This is a genomic window from Azospirillum terrae (assembly GCF_053470425.1).
On the sequence record NZ_JBPXMR010000001.1, the window covers coordinates 233275 to 255623 of the forward strand.

The window sequence follows — 22349 nt, forward strand, 5'->3', positions numbered from 1 at the left end:
GACCCGTCGATGCCGGACCTGTTGCCGCGCTGCTCGCCCCGCGTCTTCCACAACCCGCGCGCCGATCAGGACCGGGCCTACGGTCCGTCTGAACGCGCCATCCTCAGCCGCGCCGCCTTCGCCGAGGCCCAGGCCGAAATCACCGCGTGGCCCGGCTACGCGCCGACGCCGCTGCGCTCGCTGAAGGGGCTGGCGCGGGAAGCCGGCATCGACCGCCTCTGGTACAAGGACGAATGCGCGCGCTTCGCGCTCGGCAGCTTCAAGGCGTTGGGCGGGGCGTACGCGGTGCTGCGCCTGATGGCGCGCGAGGTGTCGGCGCGGGCACCCGGCGTGCCGGTGACGGCGCTGGACCTTGTGGTCGGCCGCTACGGCACCATCACCCGCACGCTCACGGTCACCACGGCCACCGATGGCAACCACGGCCGCTCGGTCGCCTGGGGCGCGCAGGTGTTCGGCTGCGGTTGCGTGATCTACGTGCCGGCCAAGTGCTCGGCCGGCCGTCAGCGCGCCATCGAGGAGTACGGCGCCCGCGTCGTGCGGGTGGACGGCACCTACGACGACGCGGTGCGCCAAGCGGCGGCCGACGCGGCGGCGCAGGGGTGGTTCGTCGTCTCCGACACCTCCTATACCGGTTACATGGACGTGCCGCGCGACGTCATGCAGGGCTACACGGTGATGGTGGAGGAGGCGATTTCACAGCTTCCCGCCAGCGAGCGGCCGACGCACGTCTTCGTGCAGGGCGGCGTCGGCGCGCTGCCCGCTGCGGTGTGCGGCCATTTGTGGGAAACCTGGGGGCGCCAGCGCCCGCGCTTCGTTTCGGTCGAGCCGCACGGCGCCGACTGCCTGTACCGCAGCGCCGTCGCCGGCCGCCCCACCGCCGCCGATGGCAATCTGGAGACGGTGATGGCCGGGCTGGCCTGCGGCGAGCCCTCGCTGCTCGCCTGGGTGCTGCTGGAGCGCGGTGCGGACGATTTCATGACCATCGACGATTCGGCGGCGGTCGCCACCATGCGCCTGCTGGCCGAGGGGAGCGCCGGTGACCGCCCGCTGGTGGCCGGCGAGTCCGGCGTGGCCGGTCTGGCGGCCCTGCTGTGCGCGGCCGGCGACCCGCAGGCGCGCGCCGCGCTGGGTCTCGCACCGGACGCCCGCGTTCTGGTGTTCGGCACCGAGGGCGCCACCGACCCCGCGGTCTACGAAGATCTCGTGGGCCGCAGGCCGGAGGCCGTCAGCGGCGCGTGAGGCGCCTGCCGTCGCGCCAATCCCTTCAAATCATCGGCGATCAGGTAGCGGATCAGTTCGACCACGCCTTCCCCGGCGCCGCCCTGCGTCACCAGATCCGCGTCCTCGCGGACCGAGGGGACGGCGTCGGCCACCGCCACAGCGCCGCCGCACAGCGCCAGGAACGAGTGGTCGTTCTCCGCGTCGCCGATGCCGATCACGTGCGAGGGAGGCAGCCGCAGCTCGTCCAGCGCCAGTTGCAGGCCCATCGCCATGGTCATCTCGGCCGGGAGCACCATGACGGCGCCCTTGTTGAACTCCACCGCGTTGTCGAGCGCCAGCTCGCGCAGGGTGTTCACCACCGCCTTCTCGTGCGGCGTGCGGGTGACGAGGATCACCTGACCGACCTCCACCGGCACGCCCCGGCGGCGCAGCGCCGCGATGGCGTTCTCTGGCGGCGGCGGGCCGAGCAGCGTCGTGTCGCCGGTGTCCGGCCGGTGCACCACGGCGCCGTTCTCGGCGACGATGCGGTCGAACACCGCCATCTCCGGGAAGGCGGCACGCAGGCTCTCCAGCGTCCGGCCGGTCGCCAGCACCAGCCTGAACCCTGCCTCCTTCAGGCGGTCGAGCGCCGTGAGCGTGGCGGCATCGACATGGCCGTGCGCGGCCAGCGTGCCGTCGTAGTTGGTGGCGAGGGCCGTGTACTGCATGGCGTCCTCCGGGCGAAGCGTTCCGTCATCGGGTAAGACAGCCGGGGCTGGGCTTTGGTTGCCGCTCTCTTGCGAGACGATGCCGAACCGTTCACCATACTGACCAAATCCGGCCAAGGGGTTGACCAGGGATGGACCAGGGACAGGGCTTCTTCGAACCGCTCGACGTGTCGGTGTATCCGCGCTTCAGCGGACTGCCGACCTTCATGCGCCTGCCGTATGTGACCGACCCGGCGCTTTTGGACATCGCGCTGATCGGCGTGCCCTGGGATGCCGGCGTCACCAACCGCCCCGGCGCCCGGCACGGCCCGCGCGAGATCCGCAACCAATCCAGCCTGATGCGCCGCGTCAACCACCAGACGCGGATCTGCCCGTACGAGTTGGCCCGCATCGCCGATCTCGGCGACGTCAGCGTCAACCCTTGTGACATGGACGAGACCATGGACCGGGTGGTGGAGTTCTACGCCAAGGTGCGCCAGGCCGGCACCTTGCCGCTGTCGGCCGGCGGCGACCACATGGTGACGCTCCCGATCCTGCGCGGGCTGGCGGACGGGGCGCCGCTGGGGCTGGTGCATTTCGACGCGCACTCCGACACCACCGACAGCTATTTCGGCGGCACCAAGCTGACGCACGGCACGCCGTTCCGCCGCGCCATCGAGGAAGGGCTGCTCGACCCAAAGCGCATGATCCAAGTGGGCATTCGCGGCTCGATGTTCGACCTGCACGATCTGGATTTCGCCCGCGATGCCGGGGTGCGGATCATGTTCATCGAGGAGGCGTTCGAGCTGGGCACGGCCGGCGTGACCGCCGAGATCCGCCGCGTCGTCGGCGACGCGCCGTGCTATCTGACCTTCGACATCGACTGCCTGGACCCATGCTTCGCGCCCGGCACCGGCACGCCGGAGATCGGCGGCTTCACCACCTTCCAGGCGCAGCAGATGCTGCGGGACTTGCGCGGCCTGAATTACGTCGGCGGTGACGTGGTCGAGGTGGCGCCGCCCTTCGACCCCAGCGGCACCACGGCGCTGGTCGGCGCCTCGATCATGTTCGAGATCCTCTGCCTGCTGGCCGAGGCGGTGGGCACGCGTGAGGGCCGGCCCCCTGGGTCAGGACTCAGCGGATCAGGTGGGTGACGACGTTGGCGCCCTCGGCCGACAGCGCGTCGGCGGTCTCGCGGTAGTCCACGGCGCCGGAGAAGCCGCCGGCGGCGCGGACCTGCTCGATCCACCCCTGCGAGGCGCCCAGCGACACCAGACGGCTGACCATCGTCGTCGTGGTGCGCAGCGTCATGCGGCCATCCTCGGCCATGCGCGGGGCGTGCACCATGAACTCGGCCGAAGGGGCGGCGTAGCGGGGGTAGCCGGCCAGGAAGACGCCGACGCACATGCTCTCGCACGATTCGCCGCCGCGCACGCGGGTGGCGATGGGGCGGCCCTTGTCGCGCTCGGCGAGGATCTGGTCGATCATGCGGTAGCCGGCCGAGGTGAAGCCGCCGGGGCTCGCCAGCTCGACCACCACCGGCAGCGAGCGGGGCAGGGACTGCATGGCGTCGCTGAAGCGCTGCTCGACGCCCTTGGTGATGATGCCGTCGATGCGCAGCACCGCCGCACCATCGGACACCGTCTGGGTGAGGGAGCCGTCCGGCAGGGACGGCGCGCCGGTGCGGGCCACCGCCGCGCTGTCGGCCGCCGCGGGCCCGGCCAGCGACAGGGCCAGGGCCACGGTCATCAGTGCGGTCAGAACGGTCATCCGGGCAACGGCGCGAACCAACATCCAGTCCTCCTTGCGACGGGAGGACATTGGCCGGGAAAGCTTTACGGGATGGTTAACGCGTCTCCTGCCCGAAGGAGGTAGAGTGCTGTTTTGTGACGACACCCGAAACCGAAACAAAACGCTGCAAAAGTCCACTGACTTCATAGAATTTTGATGCTGGAAAGTGCGCTGAACCCTACCGTAAGCGATGGTTAACGCGTTCTGCAAGCAATAGATTGCTGCAACGCAGCAAAGCCCAAGGCGGGTCGCGGCCCTTGCGGGGGCATGTGTGCTCGTTCATCATTCCGCAAAAATACGCTCAGACAGGGAAGAGACACCGCGCGATGTCCGTTGCAAGTGCTGCCCCGCCCGCGCTGGTCATCGAAGGGGTGACGTGTTCGTTCGCCTCTTCGCACGAGAAGGGGGCGGTCTACACGGCGGTGCGCGACGTGCGCTTCACCGTGGAGGCCGGGGAGTTCGTCTCCATCGTCGGTCCGACCGGCAGCGGCAAGTCCACCATTCTCAACGTCATCGCCGGCCTGCTGGCGCCCAGCACCGGGCGCGCCGTGGTGTTCGGCGAGGATCTGTCCGGCATCAATCAGCACGCCGGCTACATGTTCCAGGCCGACGCGCTGATGCCCTGGAAGTCGGCGCTGGACAACGCGGCGGCCGGGCTGGAGTTCCGCGGCGTTCCCCGCGCGGAGGCCCGAGAACGCGCCCGGCCCTGGCTGGCGCGCGTCGGGCTGGAGCGCTTCGGCGACCGCTTCCCGCACCAGCTCTCGGGCGGCATGCGCAAGCGGGTGGCGCTGGCGCAGACGCTGATCGTCGACCCCAAGATCGTCCTGATGGACGAGCCGTTCTCGGCGCTCGACGTGCAGACCCGCCAGCTCATGGAAAACGAACTGCTCGATCTGTGGTCGGCGGACCGCAAGTCGGTGGTGTTCATCACCCACGATCTGGAGGAGGCCATCGCGCTGTCCGACCGGGTGCTGGTGCTGTCGGCCGGTCCGGGCGCGCGGCTGATCGGCGAGTACCGCATCGACATCGACCGCCCGCGCGACGTGGCCGACATCCGCATGACCCCGCGCTTCATGGACCTCCATCGCGAGATCTGGTCGCAGCTCCGCGACGAGGTCCTGAAGGGCTACGCCCAGACCAAGCTGCAATGAGGTCTCCCCAGCGCATGGCCGCCGCCACCAGACCCGCCACTCGGCCCAAACGCCTGCCCGGCCGCCCGGTGATCCTGCTGTTGCAGGCTTTCGTGCTGATCGGCTTTTTCCTGCTGTGGCACGTGCTGACCGCCACCAACCTGCTGAGCCCGTTCTTCTTCGGCACGCCGCTGGCAGTGCTGGAGCGGACGTGGAAGGACTTCGTCTCCGGGGTGATCTGGTATCACCTGGGCATCACGCTGCTGGAGACCATGCTGGCCTTCCTCATCGGTACGGTGGCGGGGATCGTCTTCGGCTTCTGGTTCGCCCGCGCGCCCCTGGTCTCGGCGGTGTTCGACCCGTACATCAAGGCGGTCAACGCGCTGCCGCGCGTCGTGCTGGCACCGATCTTCATGCTGTGGCTGGGGCTGGGCATCTGGTCCAAGGTGGCGCTGGGCGTTACGCTGGTCTTCTTCATCGTCTTCTTCAACGTCTACCAGGGCGTCAAGGAGGTGAGCCCGGTGGTGCTCGCCAACGCGCGCATGCTGGGCGCCAATTCGCGCGACCTGCTGCGGCACGTCTACCTGCCGTCGGCGCTGGCCTGGGTGTTCTCCTCGCTGCACACGGCGGTGGGCTTCGCCATGGTCGGCGCGGTGGTCGGCGAGTACCTCGGCTCCGCCGCCGGCCTCGGCTACCGCATCCATCAGGCGGAGGGCGTGTTCGACACGGTCGGCGTCTTCTCCGGCATGCTGGTGCTGACCATCTTCGTGGTGGCCATCGACACCGCGGTCACCATCATCGAGAAAAGGCTGCTGCACTGGCGCCCGCAAGAGGCGCACACCACCGGCGCCCAGGGATAAGAACCATCAAGGGAGGGAGTGACATGCGTTTCGCAACCATGCTTGCCGCCGCGGCGGTCGGGCTTCTGATGGGGACCGGCGGCGCGGTCGCCCAGACGCTGGAGAAGACGGACATCCGAATGGCGGTCGGCGGCAAGCCGCTGCTGTACTATCTGCCGCTGACGCTGGCCGAACGCCTGGGCTACTTCAAGGAGGCCGGGCTGAAGGTCGAGATCAGCGACTTCGGCGGCGGCGCCAAGAGCTTGCAGGCGCTGGTCGGCGGCTCGGCCGACGCGGTGACCGGCGCCTTCGACCACACCATCCAAATGCAGGCGAAGAACCAGCCCATCGTCGCCGTGGTCGAATTGGGCCGCTTCCCCGGCATCGTCCTCGCCTCGGTCAAGAAGGCGGGCGACATCAAGAGCGTCAAGGACCTGAAGGGCAAGAAGATCGGCGTCACCGCGCCGGGCTCCTCCACCAACTTCATGGTCAACTATCTGCTGACGCAGAACGGCCTGACGCCGGAGGATGTGTCGTTCATCGGCGTCGGCGGCGGCCCCAGCGCCGTGGCGGCGGTGAAGCGCGGCGACATCGACGCCATCTCCAACCTCGACCCCGTCATGAGCCAGTTGGAGAGCGACGGCGACCTGACGATCATTGCCGACACCCGCACGCTGGAAGGCACCAAGGCGGTCTACGGCGGCCAGTACCCGGCGGCGGTGCTGTACCTGAAGCCGGACTTCATCCAGCAGAACCCCAACACCACGCAGGCGCTGGTCAACGTCTTCGTCAAGACGCTGAAGTGGCTGGACAAGGCGAGCGCCGACGACGTGGTGAAGGTGCTGCCGGAGGAGTACTTTCTCGGCAACAAGGATCTGTACAAGACGGCGTTCATGCGATCGAAGCCGACCTACTCGCCGGACGGCCGCTTCACCCGCGAGGGCGCCGAGGTCGCCTACAAGGTGCTGAAGGCCTTCGACCCGGCGGTGGCCGGTGCGCCCATCGACGTGAGCAAGGCGTACACCGACGCGTTCGTCGAGAAGGCGCAAACGCTGGTGAAGTGAGGAAGGCGGCAGTGCACAGGAAATAGCCACGCTCGTCGTGTGGTGATTTTTCTTGCACCGCGGCAACCCGTCGCATCACACTCCTTGGAATGATTCCAATCACCATGGAGTGCGTCCGATGGCCGAGGTGATCTTCTACGGGCTGGCCGACTGCCCGGCGAACGCCAAGCAGAAGCAACAGCTGGCGTCGTGCGGGCATCGGCTGGAGGTGCGCGATCTGGCCGCCCATGCCTGGACGCGCGAGACGCTGCGGCCGTTCTTCGGCAGCCGCCCGGTCGATGAGTGGTTCAACCGCCGCGCCCCGGCGATCAAGGGCGGCGCCGTCAACCCCGACGCGCTCGACGAGGCGGCGGCGCTGGACGCCATGATCGCCGACGTGACGCTGATCCGCCGCCCGCTCATCGAGGCGGAAGGCCGGCGCGAGGCCGGGTTCGACCCCAACACCCTCAACGCGTGGATCGGTCTGGTGTCCGGCGAGAGCTGCGACAGCAAGCACTCCCGCGGGCAGTGCGACCACGGGCACCATCACTTCCCGGCCCGTGGCTGAACCGGCGCCTGATAAACTGCTGGCGATCCGCGCAATCCGGTGATTGGATACGGCCATGCGACGGTCTGATCTCGATATCGCCGGGTTGCGCGGCTTCCTCGCGGTGATGGACGGTGGGTCCCTCGCTGCGGCGGCCTCGGCCCTCTCCATTCCCGAAGACGACCTGACCAGACGCCTGCGCCGGCTGGAGGAAACCCTCGGCCGGCCGCTGTTCGTCTACGGCACGGCGGGGCTGCGGCCGACCTCCGAGGGCGGGCGGCTGCTGGACAACGCGCGCCGGCTGGTGGCGCTGCACGACGACACGCTGGCCTGCGTCGGCGACCCGCCGACCTGTCCCACCGAAGTCCACGCGCCCGCGGAGTCGTGCGAGGCGGTGCGCATGCGCGAGCTGCTGGCCGACGCCATCGGCTGCGTCAGCGAGGGCTTCGTGCTGTTCGACGACCAGGGCCGCATGGTCGTCTGCAACGAGCGTTACCGCGGCGCCTACCCGCTGCTGGCCGATTTGCTGCGCCCCGGCGTCCGCTTCGCCGAGCTGCTGCACAAGGCGGTCGAGCGCGGCGCCGCCGGCCCGCTGGTGGACGACCCCACGGGCTGGATCGCCGAGCGGCTGTCGCGCCACACCCGCGGCGGCCAGCCCTCCGACCACCGGCTCGCCGATGGGCGCTGGTACCGCATTTCCGAACACGCCACGCGCTCGGGCGGCGTGGTGAAGATCCTCACCGACATCACCGAGCTGAAGCGCCACGAAGAAGCGCTGGCCGACAGCGAGACGCGCTATCGCCGGCTGGTCGAGATGGCGCCCTACGGCATCGTGGTGTGGGACGGCGAGCGCGTGCGCTTCGCCAACCGCGCCGCCGCGCGCATCCTCGGCACTGGCGACGAGGCGGCCATGGCCGGCATCCCGCTGGTCGAGGGCGGCGAGCGCCTGTTCGAGCGCCTGCCGCCGCCCGGCTCCGGCGACGCGCCGGACGGCCCCATCGAGGCGCACGTCGCGACCCGCGATGGCACGATTCGCGACCTGGAGGTCGGCGTACACGCCTTCGAGGTGGCCGGCGAGGTGGCTGGCGGCGTGCCGACGTGGTTCCTCGTCCTCGACGACGTTACCCAGCGCAAACAGGCCGAGCGCGCGCTGCATCAGGCGCAGAAGATGCAGGCCATCGGCCAGCTTGCCGGCGGCATCGCGCACGAGTTCAACAACATGCTGACGGCCATCGGCGGCTTCGCACTGATGGCGCGCCGCGCGCCCGACGACCGCCAGCGCGTTGCGCAATGCCTGACCGAGATCGTCAAGGCCACCGAGCGCGCCGCCGGTCTCACCGGCCAGCTGCTCAGCTTCGGCCGCGCCGGCCGGCCGGAGGCAGCCAAGGCCGTGCGCGTCGCCTCGCAACTGGACGATCTGCGCCGCTTCCTGCGCCCGATCCTCGGCGAGCGCTATCACATGCAACTGGACGTGCGCGACGCGGACGCCGTCGTGCTGATCGAGCCGGCGCTGCTGCACCAGACGCTGGTCAACCTCGCCATCAACGGCCGCGACGCCATGCCGAACGGCGGCGCCATCGCGGTGACCGTGGACCGCGTGGACGCTGACGCCGCGTTCCTGGCACGCAACGCCGACCTCAAGCCCGGCCCCTACGTGACGATCTCCGTGCGCGACTCCGGCGAGGGCATCGCGCCGGACGTGCTGGACCGCATCTTCGAGCCGTTCTTCACCACCAAGGAGTTGGGGGAGGGCACCGGGCTCGGCCTGTCGCTGGTCTACTCCACGGTGACGCGAGCCGGCGGCGCGGTTGAGGTCGAGTCCGAACCGGGGCAGGGCACTACCCTCACGCTGTGGCTGCCGGCCGAGGGTGCCGCCACGGCCGCGCCGCCCACCGACCTCTTCGACCTCGACGCCGAGGATGCGGACGAAGGCCTATCCATGGCGGCGTCGGTGCTGCTGGTCGAGGACGAGGAGCAGGTGCGCGACTTCATCCGCCTGACGCTGGAGGACATGGGCATGCGCGTGTTCTGCGCCGGCGACGGCACCGAGGCGCTGGAGGCGTTCGAGGCGCACAGTGGCGCCTTCGACCTGCTGGTGACCGATCTGGTGATGCCGCGCATGGGCGGCGCGGAGACGGCGCGGGCGCTGCGCCGGGAGAACCCGGACCTGCCCATCGTGATGATCTCCGGCTACCCGCCGGAGAAGGAGAATCTGGACGATCTGCTGGCTGACGTCCGTCGCGTGGTCTTCCTGCACAAGCCCATCAACCCGGACGAGCTGGCCGACAAGGTGCACGCGTTGGTGGTGTGATGGCGCTCCCCGACTTCCCCCCTTCCCTTGGCGGCGGTGCCATCGACAGCTACGACGTCGATGCGCTGCTGGTCGAACTGGGCGCCGAGCCGGAAGGCGACGACGCCGAGCTGAACGTCTGCCTGACGCTGGAGGACCTGTACACCGCACGCAGCCGATTCCAGATGGTCGAGGAACTGGCCGAGTTCCTGGAGAGCCGGCGCATCACCCCGACAGAGCTGCTGCACACCGTCGAGCCGCAACGCCAGTTCACCGACTGGTACCGCCGCGCGGCGGTGCTGGACCGGCTGGCGCACGCCCAGGCGCTGCCCGGCCGCCGTACCCCGGCGCAACGGCTCGACGAGTTGATCCGCCTGGAGGCCGAAACGCTGACGATGACCGCCCAGCGCGCCCATCGGGGTGCGGTGCCGGCCTTCGACGCGCGCACCTTCGCCAGCGCCGCCGACAAGATCTCTCAGGCAACTCAGGGCTTTGTTGCCCGCTATGCCATCGACGCCGTGGTGGCGAGCTGGCTGGGCGAGTGCGGCAGCTACGAGGTCAAGCTGAGCCGGCTGCTGTCGCTGGTCAGCGATGAGATGCCGCCGCTGGGTGCGGAGGTGCTCGACCAGCTGATCGGCGAGATCCTGGCGAGCGGCGGCGCGGTGGACGAGCTGTTCGGCTGGGTGGACGGCTTGCGCGCCTCGATGGAGGTGCTGGCGCAGCTGTGGAAGGGCGACACCGTCGTCCATCCGCGCGTTCCGGCGACGATTCGCCGGCTCAACGCCTACATCGCCTCGCACCCCGCCCCGGCGGCGCGGCGCGGGCTGGAGCTGACGCTGCACAGGGCGCTGACCGGCGAGGAGCGGCTGTGCCCGCTCACCGGCGGCGACCCGCGCGCCACCTCGGTTATCGTCGATGAACTGGTGGCGACGGCGGCGCTCGCCACCAAGCTGCGCGGCCACGGCACCATCATGGGCGGCGACCGCACGTTGCAGATCCTCGACCGCCGGGTGGCCCGCCACCTGACCGGCGATCGGCTGGAGATGTCGCTGCGCGGCAAGAGCCACTACGCCCGCATCATCGACTTGCTGACCTACGAGGGCGTGGCGTTCGGCGACCTGTGCCGCAAGATGGTGACGGCGGCGCTGCGCACGCACCTCGACCATCGCGACTTCACCCAGCGCCTGTTCGAGAGCGCCCGCACGCCGCGCGCCCGCATCAAGGCGCTGTCCGACGTGCAGACGCGCCTGCTGCGCTCCGGTCTGCCGGACGCGGTGCGGGACAAGTACGCGCGCATGCTGGACGAGATCCAATTCACCTACCTGCGCACCAACCGCATCCTGCTGCGCATCGCCAAGGACCGCACGCCGACGGTCGAAGAGGTGATGGAGTACGCCAAGCTGCTGGCCGAGGGCGCCTTCACCGAGGGCAAGTGCGCCAATGCGGCGCGCGAGCTGGTGGGCCACCACGTGCGCGGCACCGGCTTTCTGCGCGCCTACCTCCAGCGCCGCAAGGACGAGACGGAGCAGCGCGCCGAGCACTACGCGGCGTTCTTCGGCACCTTGCAGGCGGCGGGCACGCCGTTGCGCGACATGGCGACGATCCGCGTCCTGCTGGCCGACGACGAGCCGCAGGCGCGCTCCTACGTCGAGATGATCCTGCGGGACCTAGGGATCTTCGACATCGTCATCGCCGAGGACGGCCGCGAGGCGCTGGACGCCTTCGACGGGCAGGAGACGATGTACGACCTGATCATCTGCGACTGGAAGATGCCGCGGCTGACGGGCATGGACTTTTTGAAGCAGGTCCGCGCCGTGCGGCCGGAGATGCCGTTCCTGATGGTGACCGCCCTGGCGACGATGATCGCCGTGGAGGAGGCGCTGGCGCACGACGTCACCGCCTACATCGCCAAGCCCTTCTCCCCCGAGCAGCTGGAAGAGAAGATCCTGGTGCTGGTGAACAGATAAACCCTCTCCCCAGAGGGGAGAGGGAAAACTGGTTTCAATCCTGAAACGTCATGTTAACCGGTGACCGCCTATGAGGAGAGACCTACATCTCCCTCGCAACGGACGCACGCCGTGGACGCTTCCAGCTCCAACCCTTCGTACGGCCGCGGTATCGCGTTCCCGGAAGTGCTGCTCGTGGCGCTCGGCCTCGTTGCGGTCGTTGGGCTGCTGGTCATCGCGGGCGGGCGGCAGGACGGCCCGATCCTTGGTTTGCTCGCGGCGGCGCTGGGCGCGGTGGTGGTCGCGGTGGCGGGGCTGGCCTATCTGGCCGTGCGCCGGGCGGTGCGGACCGCCAAGGCCATCGACCACGGCGCCCGCCTGCTGGAAGCCGCCAACCGCGAACTCGCGGCCAGCCAGCAGCGCTTCCGCGACTTCGCCGAAGCCGCCTCGGACTGGTTCTGGGAGAGTGCGGCGGATCACCGCTACACCTACGTCTCCGAGCGGCTGGCCGGCATCATCCAGCGCGACGCGCGCGCGGTGTTCGGCGAATCGCTGCTCGACCTCGAACGCCTCAGCGAGGATGCCGACACCTGGGCCGAGTACCGCGCCGACATCGAAGCCGGCCGCCCCTTCAGCGACCTGGAGGTGACGCACCAGGACGAGGACTCCGGCCAGACCTACGTCTTCCGCCTCAGCGGCCAGCCGGTGTTCGACGACACCGGGGCCTTCGCCGGCTACCGCGGCAGCGGGCTCGACGTGACGGTCGAGACCATGGCGCTGATGGACGCGCGCTTCATGCAGGTGGTGGTGCACGACGCGCTGGACAGCATCTCGGAAGGCTTCGTGCTGTTCAACGCCGATGGCCGGCTGCTGATGTGCAACGACCGCTACCGGCAGGCCTACCCGAACATCGCCGACATCCTCGTCCCCGGCGTCACCTTCGAGGAAATCCTGCGCGTCGCCGCCGAGCGCGGCGGCTACGACGGCGGCGGCGACCTGACAGCGTGGGTCCGCGACCGGCTGAACCGCCATCTGGAGCACGACGTGCCGGTGGACCGCCGCCTGTCGGACGGCTGCTGGTACCGCATCAGCGAGCACGCCACCGGGGCTGGCGGCGTCGTCAAGATCCTCATGGACATCACCGAACTGAAGCTGCGCGAGAACGAGCTGGCCGGCCAGACCGAGCGGCTGGAGGCGACGGTCGGCGCCCTTCAGGAGAGCGAGAACCGCTACAAGCAGCTCGTCGAGCTGGCGCCCTACGGCATCGCCATCTGGGACGGCGCGGCGATCCGCTTCGCCAACGCGTCGGCCGCGGCGATCCTCGGCGCCTCCTCCTTCGGCGGGCTGGAGGGGGCGGAACTCAAGCGCTTCTTCCAGGACGGCCCGGCGCTGGAGGCGCGCCTGTACACCGCGACGGACGGCACCCCGCAACGCCTGGAGTGCGAAGTGCAGCGCCCGTCCGGCGAGCGCCGCCAACTGGAACTCGGCGCCTACCCGGCGACCTACCAGCGCGATTCGGCGGTGCTGCTGGTGATGAACGACATCACCGAGCGCCGCCGCACCGAAGAGGAGCTGCAACGCTCGCAGAAGATGGAGGCGGTCGGCCGCATGGCCGGCGGCATCGCGCACGAGTTCAACAACATGCTGACCGCCATCGGCGGCTTCGCCCGTCTGGCCGAGCGCGCGCCGGGCGACGAGGCGCGGGTGCTGACCTGCGTGCGGGAGATCGCCAAGGCGTCCGACCGCGCGGCGGCGCTCACCGCCCAGCTCCTCGACTTCAGCCGCCGCAAGGCGAGCGAGGAGACGGAGGTGGTCCCCCTGGCCGACCTCGTGCGCGACCTGCGCGTCTTCCTGAAGCCGCTGATGAGCGCCGGCATCGCCATCGACCTCGACATCCGGGATGCGGCGGCGCACACGATCGCCAACCCGGTGACGCTCAATCAGGCGATCCTCAACCTCGCGCTCAACGCCCGCGACGCCATGCCGGACGGCGGCGCGCTGAACGTGACGCTGGAGTCGGTCGAGCCCGACCGCGGCTTCTTCGAGCGGCACGACTCCCTGCGTCCCGGCCGCTACGCGGTGATTCGCGTCGCCGACACCGGCTGCGGCGTGCCGGAGGAGATCCGCGACCGCATCTGGGAGCCGTTCTTCACCACCAAGGAGCCCGGCAAGGGCACCGGCCTCGGCCTGTGGATGGTGTACGGCACGGCGCAGCAGGCCGGCGGCGTCGTGGAGATGGACTCCGAACTGGGCCACGGCACGGCCTTCACCATCTACCTGCCCGCCGTCGAACCGCCGGCCACCGTGGACACCGGCATCGAGACGGTGCGCCTGCCGGAAGGCGAGGCGGCGGCGGTCCTGCTGGTGGACGACGAGGACTCGGTGCGCTCCTTCCTGCGGCTGGCGCTGGAGGAGGCGGGGTGTCAGGTGGTCGAGGCGGTGGACGGCCTCGACGCGCTGGCGCGCTGGGACGAGCATGGCGGGCTGTTCGACCTGCTGGTCACCGACGTGTCCATGCCGCGCATGACCGGCCCCGAGCTGGCCCGCGCGCTGGACGAGCGCAACCCGGATCTCCGCATGCTGTTCCTCACCGGCTACGCGTCCCAGGATCAGGCGGCGGGGCTGACGGCGCGGCCGGGCAGCCAGCTGCTGATGAAGCCCGTCGGCCCGGACAAGCTGATCCAGGCCGTACGCGAGCTGCTGTCGGAGTGACGCGATGACTCTGGCACCCGACACCGAGCCGCACGACCCGCCCGGCGGCGTTCCCGACCCGGAAGCGGCAAGCGAGGCGACGCTCTGCCAGTCGGCGGACGAGTTCTACGCGCCCCCGGCGCGCGAGGTGATCGGCCGGCATTGCGAGCGCTTCCTCAACGAGAACGCGCTGACCCCGACCGAGCTGCTGCACGCCCCCCGGCACCAGACGACGCTGTCCAATCAGGCGCTGTTCGTCAGCATCATTCAGCAGGCCGAGCGCGCCCAGGGCCGCAAGCTCGGCACGCTGAACGTGCTGGTCAACGAGGTGGCGCGGCTGACCCGCGAGCGCGTCAAGGACTGGCCGATCCCCGAGCTGACGCCGGCCGGCTACGGCTCCGTGATCGGTGAGGTGCTGTCGCGCGACCCGACCTTCACCGGCCGCTTCATCGTCGACGCCGCGCTGGCCCAGCACCTCCAGACGACGCGGACCTTCGCCGAGAAGGCGGAGATGCTGCTGGCCCTGGCCGATTCCACCGACGACCCCGACGCGCTCGCCCCCATCGACCGGCTGCTCGGCGAGATCGTCCGCGCCGAGTCCGGCATGGCCTCCATCGCCGGTGAGACGCCGTTTGCCGTGCTGGTCGAGGCCATCGTTGCGATGGCGGCCGGCGACGCGGTGCTGGCGGACGATCTGCCGCCGGTGCTGCGCGCGCTCGACGCACTGATCCGCCGGGTGCCGATGCCGGTGGTGAGCGACGCGCTGCTGGTCGCCTTCCGCCGCGAGTTGACCAAGCCCAACCGCTTCACCATCGCCAGCACCGGCGACCTGTTCGGCATCGAATCGGTGCAGCGTGAACTATTGACGCTGGCGCAGATGGCGCAACGGCTCAAGTCCGGTGACGGCTATATGGGCGGCGTCAAGACCGAGGCGGCCTTCCAGAGGCGCATGGCGCTGCTGGTCAACGAGGACACGCTGCCGGAGATCGTCAAGGGCCGCAACTTCATGCAGAAGCTAACCACGCTCTTCACCATGCAGAAGATGCCGCTGGCAGACAACTCGCAGAAGGCGGTCGACGGCTACCTGAAGAGCTACCTGGACAGCCGCGAATTCACCAGTCGCGTGCTCGATTGCTGGAAGGAGCGGGCGGACAAGCTGAAGGGCTTGGCCGAGGTGCAGAAGATGATCCTCGACTCCACGTTCCCGGAGGAAGATCGCGAGTACCTCGCCGGGCTGGTGGACGAGACGCAGAGCGTGTTCATCCGCACTCACCGTCTGCTGGCGGCGCTGACGTCGAAGGTCGATCCGTCGTCGGACACCATCATCGACATCGCGAAGCTGGCCGGCGACGGGGCGTTCTGCGTCGGCAAGAGCCGGCAGGCGGTGGCCCGCGCGCTGTACCGGCAGGTGCACCGGCCGCGCTTCATCCGCACCTTCCTGCTCAGCGCCCCCAACGGCAAGGAGCGCGGCGCCCGTGCCTCCTGGCTCAAGGGCGCGCTGGCGATGATCGGGGTGCCGTTCATCGACATGACGGCGCTGCGAGTGCTGGTGGTGGACGACGAGGAGGGACCGCGCACCTACGTGGAGTCGGTGCTGCGCGACCTCGGCGTCGGCACCGTGCACCTTGCCGGCGACGGCCAGCAGGCGCTGGAACGCCTGGAGGCGCAGGACGAGCACTACGACCTCATCATCTGCGACTGGATGATGCCCAAGGTCAGCGGCCTGGAGGTGCTGAAGTCGGTGCGCTCGGCGCGGCCGGACCTGCCGTTCCTGATGGTGACGGCGCTGGCCACCCGGCAGGCGGTGGAGCGCGCCATCGCCGCCCACGTCACCGCCTACATCGCCAAGCCCTTCACGCCCGACCAGCTGGAGGACAAGGTCCTGCTGGTGCTGACGCAGCGGGGCGTGTCGGTGGGGTGAGCGCTACGCGCCCACCCGCTCCTCCAACCACGCTTCCATCCGCTCGGCCACGCCGTCCCATCCCGGTTCCAGCATCATCGTGTGCCCCATGTCCGGGACGATGACCGCGTCGGTGCGCAACGTGCGGGCGGTGGCGTGCACCTGATCGGGCGGGACGAGCATGTCCTTGCCCGCACCCAGCACCAGCACCGGTATGTCGCCGTCCGGCACCGGCGGGAACGGGTTCCAGCCGTACATCTCCAGCAGCGCGGCGCTGGATTCCTCCTGAAGGTACGGCTCGTAGCGGCGCGCCTCGGCGCGCGGCATGCGGTCGGAGAACATGGCGCGGCGGATGCCCTCGGGGTCCACGTGGCGCTCGCCGAAGGTGGTGAGCAGCGCCATCTGCCCGAACACGTACGGGTCGCGGAACGCCAGCCCGATCGAGCTCTCCCACAGCCCGTGCGGCGGCGCCGAGGCCATCAGCACCGCGGCCGGCGCCCGGCGGCGCAGCAGCGCGCGCTGCACCACCATGCCGCCCATGGAGTGGCCGATCAGCACGGGTGGCGCGTCCAGCCCGTCGAACGCCTCGACCACATCGTCCACATACTCGCCCAGCGTGTGGTAGCGGATGCCGTCGCGCCCGGCGCTGGCGCCGTGCCCGCGCAGGCTGACGGCGTGCGCCGCCCAGCCGCGCCCGGCGAACCAGTCCAGCATCCTGGCGTTCCAGATCCAGGCGCCGCAGAAGGCGCCGTGCACGAACAGCAGCGGGGTGGGCTTCGCCGGGCCGGTCGGCCGGCGGCTCAGGATTTCCAGTCTCGGCATGGTCCCGGAGGCGTTACGGGGTGAGGTGGGTGGAGAACCAAGCGACCGCGGACTCGGCGACCGTGTCCAGCGCGCCCGGCTCCTCGAACAGGTGGCCGGCGCCCGGCACGATTTCCAGGGCCTTGACGCAGTGCAGCGCCTTGAGCGCCTGCACGTTCAGCCCGATCACCGGATGGTCCTCGCCGCCGACGATCAGCAGCGTGGGCGCTGCAACACCTTCCAGCCAGACTTCCGCCAGATCGGGCCGTCCGCCGCGCGAGACGACGGCGCGCACGTGGTGGTGCTCGGCCGCGCGGGCCGCCGCGACCAGCGCCGCCGCGGCACCGCTGCCGGCGCCGAAATAGCCGATGGGCCGGCCCTCCACATCAGGGTGGTCGCACAGGAACTGCGTCGCCAGCAGCACGCGTTCGGTCAGCAGGTGCGTGTCGAAGACGTTGGCGCGGTCCAGCGCCTCGTCCGCCGTCAGCAGGTCGAACAGCAGAGTGCCGAAGCCGGCCTTGCGCAGGGCCTCGGCGACGTGGCGGCTGCGCGGGCTGGCGCGCCCGCTGTGGCTGCCGTGTACGAACAGCACCACCGCGCGGAACCCCTCCGGCAGCGTCAGGGTTCCGTTCAGCCCGACCGGAGCGATGCGGATGTCCTGCTCCATCGTGTTCCTCAATCGGCAAGGTGGCGGTGTGCGGCGATGCTCGCTTCAACAGCGGGCGGCAGGCCCTTGTGCCCACAGCCTAGCCCCCGGTTGCGCACCGCGCAACCGCCACAGCCCTTTGATTGAGGAGCAGGTGAGCTACTCCGCCGCGCTGTGCAACGCCTCCCCGCGTCCGAGCGTGGCATCGAAATAGGCGATGGTGCGCTTCAGGCCAGCCTCCAAGGCGACGCGAGGCTCCCAGTTCAGCAGCGACCGCGCCTTGCCGATCTCCGGGCGGCGCTGCTTGGGATCGTCGGCGGGCAGCGGGCGGCGCACGATGCGCGAGGTCGAGCCGGTCAGCCGGATCACCATCTCCGCCAGTTCGAGGATGGTGAACTCGCCGGGGTTGCCGAGGTTCAGCGGCCCGGTGACCTCGTCCGGCGTCTCCATGAAGCGCAGGAAACCCTCGATCAGGTCGTCGACGTAGCAGAACGAGCGGGTCTGGCTGCCGTCGCCGTAGACGGTGATCGGCTCGCCCTTCAGCGCCTGGACGATGAAGTTGGACACCACGCGGCCGTCGTCGGGATGCATGCGCGGGCCGTAGGTGTTGAAGATGCGCACCACCTTGATCGGCAGCCCGTGCTGGCGCTGGTAGTCGAAGAACAGCGTCTCGGCGCAGCGCTTGCCCTCGTCGTAGCACGCCCGCGGGCCGATGGTGTTGACGTTGCCCCAGTATTCCTCCGGCTGCGGGTGCACCGAGGGGTCGCCGTACACCTCCGAGGTCGAGGCTTGCAGGATCGGCACGCGCAGGCGCTTGGCGAGGCCCAGCATGTTGATGGCGCCCAGCACCGATGTCTTCGTGGTCTGCACCGGGTCGTGCTGGTAATGCACGGGCGAGGCCGGACAGGCGAGGTTGTAGATGCGGTCCACCTCGACATAGAGCGGGAACGTCACATCGTGTCGCAGCGGTTCGAAGCGCGGATGCCCCAACAGATGGCGGATGTTGGCGCGCGTTCCCGTAAAGTAATTGTCGACGCAGAGAACGTCGTGGCCCTCCGCCAGCAGGCGATCGCACAGGTGCGATCCAAGGAATCCGGCGCCGCCGGTCACCAGAACGCGTGTGGATGTTGATTTTTTCACGATGAACCCCCGCCATGCGCAGCCGTTGAGGCTGCTTGATTTATGGTCGGCCCGTGATCGAGCCCAACCTCCCGCCAACATTCCAGCCGCGCCGAGGTTCACCGGCACAGAGGGCCTAGTCCCGTTGGGCTGGCCGGGGTACCGCCCGCAACCGGGGCAGCCCACTCCGAAAGTGCAAAGGCCCGCCAGATCCGCTAGTTTTATGGATGGAACGGGCTTGAGCGGGGGAGCGCCGGGGATGCGGATGCACTGGCGGGAAACGGCGCGGCGGGCCATGATGCGCATGGCGTTGCCGGTGCTGGCGTTGGGCGCGGCCGTCCTGGCCGCCGCCGGTGCCGGCGCGCGAGAGTTCCGCTTGGCCGACACCCACCCGGACACCTACCCGACCGTGCAGGCGGCGCTGCACATGGGCCGGCTGGTCGCCGAGCGCTCGGGCGGGCGGCACGCCGTTCGCGTCTTCCATTCCCGCCAGCTCGGCGAGGAAAAGGAGACCATCGAACAGACGCGAGTCGGCGCCATCGACCTGAACCGTGTCAATCTGGCGCCGCTCGCCGACCTCATCCCGGAATGCAAGGTGGCGTCGCTGCCCTTCCTGTTCCGCTCGCAGGCGCACCTGCACGCGGTGCTGGACGGCCCGGTCGGGGCGGAAATCCTGGCGGCTTTCGAGCGCCACGGGCTGGTCGGTCTGGCGTTTTACGATTCGGGCGCGCGGTCGATCTACAACACCCGCCGGCCGATCCGCATGCCCGACGACGTGAAGGGGCTGCGCATCCGCGTCCAGCAGTCGGACCTCAACGTCGCCATGCTGGAGGCGCTGGGCGCCACCGCCGTGCCGCTGCCTTTCGGCGAGGTGAACACCGCGCTGGTCACCGGCATCATCGACGGTGCGGAAAACAACTGGCCCTCCTACGAGCAGAACGAGCACCACCACGCCGCCCGCATCTACGCGCTGACCGAGCACTCCATGGCGCCGGAGGTTCTGGTGATGTCGAAGAAGGCGTGGGACGCCCTGCCGGTCGAGGACCAGGCGCTGTTCCGCGCCGTTGCGCGCGAGAGCGCCTCCGTCATGCACACGCTGTGGGCGCAGGCCGAGCACCGTTCGGAGCAGGCGGCGCGCGCGTCCGGCGTTCAGGTCATCGCCGACGTGGACAAGGAGGCGTTCCGCCGCCGCATGCTGCCGGTCTATGACCGTTTCGTCACCGATCCGGCGCTGAAGGACTTGGTGCGCCGCATCCAGGCCACGGAATAGCCGTGCCTGCGGATGCGACCGAGACGGATGTGACCGAGGCGGAGGCCACCGACGGCTCCCCGCCGCGCCGTCGCCGCCTGAACCGTCTGGCTGTCTTCATCCGCACCGTGCCGGTCAGCTGGCGCGTGTTCCTGATCGTGGCGCTGAACGGCGTGGCGACGGTGGCGCTCGGCCTGCTGATCTGGGGCGGCGGCCGGGTCATCGTCGGCGAGTGGGACGAGGTGCGCCGCGTTCAGGAGTACGACCGCCTGTTCGTCGCCATCGACAGCGACGTCAGCCGCCTGCAAAGCCTTGTCCACCGCACCCTGCACGCGCCCACCGACGATCTGCTGGCTGAAATCGGCCGGCGGCGCGAGACGCTGCTGAGCAAGCTGGACCGCACCATCCTGCCGGAATCCGAGATGGCGGACGACCTTGCCCATCTCACCGCGGCGTCGCGGCGCTTCCTCGGCAGCTTCGACCTGCTGCGCGAGCAGACCGCCCGCATGCGCGCCGGTTATGAGGCGGCGGTGCTCAAGGCCGGCGGCGAACTGTCCGGCCTGTTCTCCATCCTCGACAGTCAGGCGCGCCATGGCAACCCGTTGATCCAGCCGCCGCTGGGGAGGGCGCGCGAGGCCTTCGCCGATGGTCTGCTGGCGGCCAACGCCTTCTACCTCTCGGGCGACGCCGCCGCGTCGGCGCGGGCGGAGCGCGCGTTCGAGGCCATCGCCCGCGCCGTCCCGGTGATGCGCGATCTGGCGTCCGAGGACATCCAGCGCAACGCGCTGGACGCCATGGCCACGCGGGTGGAAACCCTGCGCCAGGGCTTGGCCGGCGTGCGCCTCGGGCTGGAGCAGCGCGCCCATCTGGTGGGCACGGAGATCGACGGCGGCCAGCGCGCCATGGCGCAGATCATCGACCGTCTGGTCGGCCGCAGCCGCCTGCGCGAGGCCGAGGCACAGGCCCGCTTCGACGCCGCGCTGCTGCGCGTCGGCTGGGGGATCGCGCTGGTCGGCGCACTGTTCCTGGCGTTCAGCGCCGCCATCTCCTGGGCCATCGGCGAGAGCATCCGCCGGCCCCTGCGCGGCCTGATGCACGCAATGACGGCGATCGCCGGCGGCGACTACGCCCGCCCGGTCTACGGCACCACCGTGCCGGACGAGATCGGCGCCATGGCCAAGGCGCTGGCGGTGTTCCGCGAGGAGGCGGCGGCCAAGCGGCGCATGGAGGACGAACGCGACGCGCAGGAGCGGCGCTGGCGCACCATGCTGGAGAGCAGCCCGGTCGGCATTTCCATCGTCTGCGCGCTGTCCCACACGCGGCTCTACAGCAATCCGAAATACGACGCGCTGTTCGGCATGTCCGGGCAGGGCATGGCGCTGGGGATTCCAGTCGTCGACTCGTTCGTCGATCCGGCCGACATGCGGAACATGATCACCGCCTTCGAGGGGGAGGGGCACGTCGACGGCCTGGAGGTGAGACGGCGGCGCTTCGACGGTTCGGTCTGGTGGTGCCTGCTCGACATCCGGCCAATGGATTACGACGGGCGGCCCGCCTACATCGTCTGGCACTACGACGTGACCTACCGCCGCCTCGCCGAAGAGGAGTTGCGCGGCGAGAAGGAACGCGCCGAGCAGGCGCTGGCCGACCTGCGGCAGGCGCAGCAGAGCCTGATCCACGCGGAGAAGATGGCCTCGCTGGGGGCGCTGGTGGCCGGTGTGGCGCACGAGATCAACACGCCGGTCGGCGTCACGGTGACCGCCGCCTCGCTGCTGGCCGACGAGACGGCGGCGCTGCTGCGCCTGTTCGAGACCGGCACCATGCGCCGTTCCGCCTTCGAGCGCTACGCCGAACTGGCGAGCGAGGCGAGCGAGCGCATCCTTTCCAACGCCAACCGCGCCGCCGAACTGATCCAGAGCTTCAAGCAGGTGGCGGTGGACCAGACCCGCGACGACCGCCGCCGCTTCGACCTCGGCCAGTACATCCACGAGGTGCTGGTCAGTCTGGGGCCGCGGCTCAAGCAGACCGGGGTGGAGATCTCCGTCGACTGCCCGGAGGGGCTGGATGTGGACGGCTATCCGGGACCGCTGGCGCAGGTGCTGACCAATCTGGTGGTGAACGCGCTGGTGCACGCCTTCGACCCCGGCCACTTCGGCCACATCCGCCTGCACGCCGGGCCGTCCGGCGACGACGGCGTGGTGCTGACCTTCGCCGACGACGGCAAGGGGATTCCGGCCGAGGTGCTGCCGAAGATCTTCGACCCGTTCTTCACCACCAACCGGGCCGGCGGCGGCACCGGGTTGGGGCTCAACATCGTCTACAACCTCGTCCGCCAGAAGCTGGGCGGCAGCATCGAGGTGGCGAGCGTGCCGGGCGAGGGCACCAGCTTCACGATCCGCTTCCCGCGACGGATGTGAGGGTGCTACCCATCGGCCCCTGGGTTTTTCAGT

At 69.8% G+C, this 22349-nt stretch carries 17 protein-coding genes; 12 read left to right on the top strand and 5 right to left on the bottom strand.

All coding sequences use genetic code 11. The features are described from left to right. Positions 1-9 precede the first annotated feature (9 nt). Positions 10-1239 carry a diaminopropionate ammonia-lyase gene (locus tag ACSVDD_RS01065; RefSeq protein WP_448187435.1) on the top strand — a complete coding sequence of 410 codons (1230 nt, stop codon included), beginning with the start codon at positions 10-12 and terminating at the stop codon, positions 1237-1239. Here ACSVDD_RS01065 and ACSVDD_RS01070 read toward each other — a convergent pair. Next, positions 1191-1928 (bottom strand): HAD family hydrolase, encoded by a 738-nt coding sequence (locus tag ACSVDD_RS01070; protein WP_448187436.1) that lies wholly within the window; start codon positions 1926-1928, stop codon positions 1191-1193. The two genes, ACSVDD_RS01065 and ACSVDD_RS01070, sit on opposite strands and share 49 nt — an antisense overlap. 131 nt (positions 1929-2059) lie before the next feature. Here ACSVDD_RS01070 and speB point away from each other — a divergent pair, with 131 nt between their 5' ends. Continuing rightward, positions 2060-3061 carry an agmatinase gene (speB, locus tag ACSVDD_RS01075; RefSeq protein WP_448187437.1) on the top strand — a complete coding sequence of 334 codons (1002 nt, stop codon included), beginning with the start codon at positions 2060-2062 and terminating at the stop codon, positions 3059-3061. Here the strand turns inward: speB and ACSVDD_RS01080 are convergent. Next, complete coding sequence (locus ACSVDD_RS01080; protein ID WP_448187438.1) at positions 3042-3701, bottom strand: hypothetical protein; 660 nt, start codon at positions 3699-3701, stop codon at positions 3042-3044. The two genes, speB and ACSVDD_RS01080, sit on opposite strands and share 20 nt — an antisense overlap. Positions 3702-4024: 323 nt before the next feature. On the opposite strand from ACSVDD_RS01080, the gene ACSVDD_RS01085 reads away from it, so the two are divergent. The 8 genes from ACSVDD_RS01085 to ACSVDD_RS01120 all read left to right on the top strand — a co-directional run bounded on the left by ACSVDD_RS01085 (position 4025) and on the right by ACSVDD_RS01120 (position 16105). Further along, a complete protein-coding gene (locus tag ACSVDD_RS01085; RefSeq protein ID WP_448187439.1) occupies positions 4025-4849 on the top strand; it encodes an ABC transporter ATP-binding protein in 825 nt (274 codons plus the stop codon). Then, entirely contained in the window at positions 4846-5688 is an 843-nt protein-coding gene (locus tag ACSVDD_RS01090; RefSeq protein ID WP_448187440.1) for an ABC transporter permease, read from the top strand. The genes ACSVDD_RS01085 and ACSVDD_RS01090 overlap by 4 nt, the downstream gene beginning before the upstream one ends. A gap of 23 nt (positions 5689-5711) precedes the next feature. Next, entirely contained in the window at positions 5712-6731 is a 1020-nt protein-coding gene (locus ACSVDD_RS01095) for an ABC transporter substrate-binding protein (protein ID WP_448187441.1), read from the top strand. Between the two features lie 118 nt (positions 6732-6849). Further along, positions 6850-7278 carry an ArsC/Spx/MgsR family protein gene (locus tag ACSVDD_RS01100; RefSeq protein WP_448187442.1) on the top strand — a complete coding sequence of 143 codons (429 nt, stop codon included), beginning with the start codon at positions 6850-6852 and terminating at the stop codon, positions 7276-7278. A 55-nt stretch (positions 7279-7333) separates the two neighbouring features. Continuing rightward, positions 7334-9568, top strand: a complete 2235-nt coding sequence (locus ACSVDD_RS01105; RefSeq protein ID WP_448187443.1) for a hybrid sensor histidine kinase/response regulator — start codon at positions 7334-7336, stop codon at positions 9566-9568. Further along, entirely contained in the window at positions 9568-11514 is a 1947-nt protein-coding gene (locus tag ACSVDD_RS01110; RefSeq protein WP_448187444.1) for a response regulator, read from the top strand. The genes ACSVDD_RS01105 and ACSVDD_RS01110 overlap by 1 nt, the downstream gene beginning before the upstream one ends. A gap of 111 nt (positions 11515-11625) precedes the next feature. Then, on the top strand, positions 11626-14205 hold the full coding sequence (locus ACSVDD_RS01115) for a PAS domain-containing hybrid sensor histidine kinase/response regulator (protein ID WP_448187445.1): 2580 nt from the start codon (positions 11626-11628) through the stop codon (positions 14203-14205). Positions 14206-14209: 4 nt separating this feature from the next. Then, complete coding sequence (locus tag ACSVDD_RS01120; RefSeq protein ID WP_448187446.1) at positions 14210-16105, top strand: response regulator; 1896 nt, start codon at positions 14210-14212, stop codon at positions 16103-16105. A gap of 3 nt (positions 16106-16108) precedes the next feature. On the opposite strand, the gene ACSVDD_RS01125 is transcribed toward ACSVDD_RS01120, so the two are convergent. From ACSVDD_RS01125 to ACSVDD_RS01135, 3 genes are all read right to left on the bottom strand, one after another. After that, complete coding sequence (locus tag ACSVDD_RS01125; RefSeq protein WP_448187447.1) at positions 16109-16906, bottom strand: alpha/beta hydrolase; 798 nt, start codon at positions 16904-16906, stop codon at positions 16109-16111. Between the two features lie 13 nt (positions 16907-16919). After that, positions 16920-17552 carry a dienelactone hydrolase family protein gene (locus ACSVDD_RS01130; protein ID WP_448187448.1) on the bottom strand — a complete coding sequence of 211 codons (633 nt, stop codon included), beginning with the start codon at positions 17550-17552 and terminating at the stop codon, positions 16920-16922. A 138-nt stretch (positions 17553-17690) separates the two neighbouring features. Beyond that, positions 17691-18671: a UDP-glucuronic acid decarboxylase family protein gene (locus tag ACSVDD_RS01135; protein ID WP_448187449.1), complete on the bottom strand. Its 981-nt coding sequence runs from the start codon at positions 18669-18671 to the stop codon at positions 17691-17693. A gap of 244 nt (positions 18672-18915) precedes the next feature. On the opposite strand from ACSVDD_RS01135, the gene ACSVDD_RS01140 reads away from it, so the two are divergent. Beyond that, a complete protein-coding gene (locus tag ACSVDD_RS01140) occupies positions 18916-19920 on the top strand; it encodes a TRAP transporter substrate-binding protein (RefSeq protein ID WP_448187450.1) in 1005 nt (334 codons plus the stop codon). A gap of 2 nt (positions 19921-19922) precedes the next feature. Then, on the top strand, positions 19923-22316 hold the full coding sequence (locus ACSVDD_RS01145; protein WP_448187451.1) for an ATP-binding protein: 2394 nt from the start codon (positions 19923-19925) through the stop codon (positions 22314-22316). Positions 22317-22349: the final 33 nt, after the last annotated feature.

Excerpts from the sequence above, each read along its gene's own strand:
- ACSVDD_RS01065 (WP_448187435.1), top strand. The coding sequence starts at position 10 with ATGCCGGACCTGTTGCCGCGCTGCTCGCCCCGCGTCTTCCACAACCCG.
- ACSVDD_RS01070 (WP_448187436.1), bottom strand. The coding sequence starts at position 1,928 with ATGCAGTACACGGCCCTCGCCACCAACTACGACGGCACGCTGGCCGCG.
- speB (WP_448187437.1), top strand. The coding sequence starts at position 2,060 with ATGGACCAGGGACAGGGCTTCTTCGAACCGCTCGACGTGTCGGTGTAT.
- ACSVDD_RS01080 (WP_448187438.1), bottom strand. The coding sequence starts at position 3,701 with ATGTTGGTTCGCGCCGTTGCCCGGATGACCGTTCTGACCGCACTGATG.
- ACSVDD_RS01085 (WP_448187439.1), top strand. The coding sequence starts at position 4,025 with ATGTCCGTTGCAAGTGCTGCCCCGCCCGCGCTGGTCATCGAAGGGGTG.
- ACSVDD_RS01090 (WP_448187440.1), top strand. The coding sequence starts at position 4,846 with ATGAGGTCTCCCCAGCGCATGGCCGCCGCCACCAGACCCGCCACTCGG.
- ACSVDD_RS01095 (WP_448187441.1), top strand. The coding sequence starts at position 5,712 with ATGCGTTTCGCAACCATGCTTGCCGCCGCGGCGGTCGGGCTTCTGATG.
- ACSVDD_RS01100 (WP_448187442.1), top strand. The coding sequence starts at position 6,850 with ATGGCCGAGGTGATCTTCTACGGGCTGGCCGACTGCCCGGCGAACGCC.
- ACSVDD_RS01105 (WP_448187443.1), top strand. The coding sequence starts at position 7,334 with ATGCGACGGTCTGATCTCGATATCGCCGGGTTGCGCGGCTTCCTCGCG.
- ACSVDD_RS01110 (WP_448187444.1), top strand. The coding sequence starts at position 9,568 with ATGGCGCTCCCCGACTTCCCCCCTTCCCTTGGCGGCGGTGCCATCGAC.
- ACSVDD_RS01120 (WP_448187446.1), top strand. The coding sequence starts at position 14,210 with ATGACTCTGGCACCCGACACCGAGCCGCACGACCCGCCCGGCGGCGTT.
- ACSVDD_RS01125 (WP_448187447.1), bottom strand. The coding sequence starts at position 16,906 with ATGCCGAGACTGGAAATCCTGAGCCGCCGGCCGACCGGCCCGGCGAAG.
- ACSVDD_RS01130 (WP_448187448.1), bottom strand. The coding sequence starts at position 17,552 with ATGGAGCAGGACATCCGCATCGCTCCGGTCGGGCTGAACGGAACCCTG.
- ACSVDD_RS01140 (WP_448187450.1), top strand. The coding sequence starts at position 18,916 with ATGCACTGGCGGGAAACGGCGCGGCGGGCCATGATGCGCATGGCGTTG.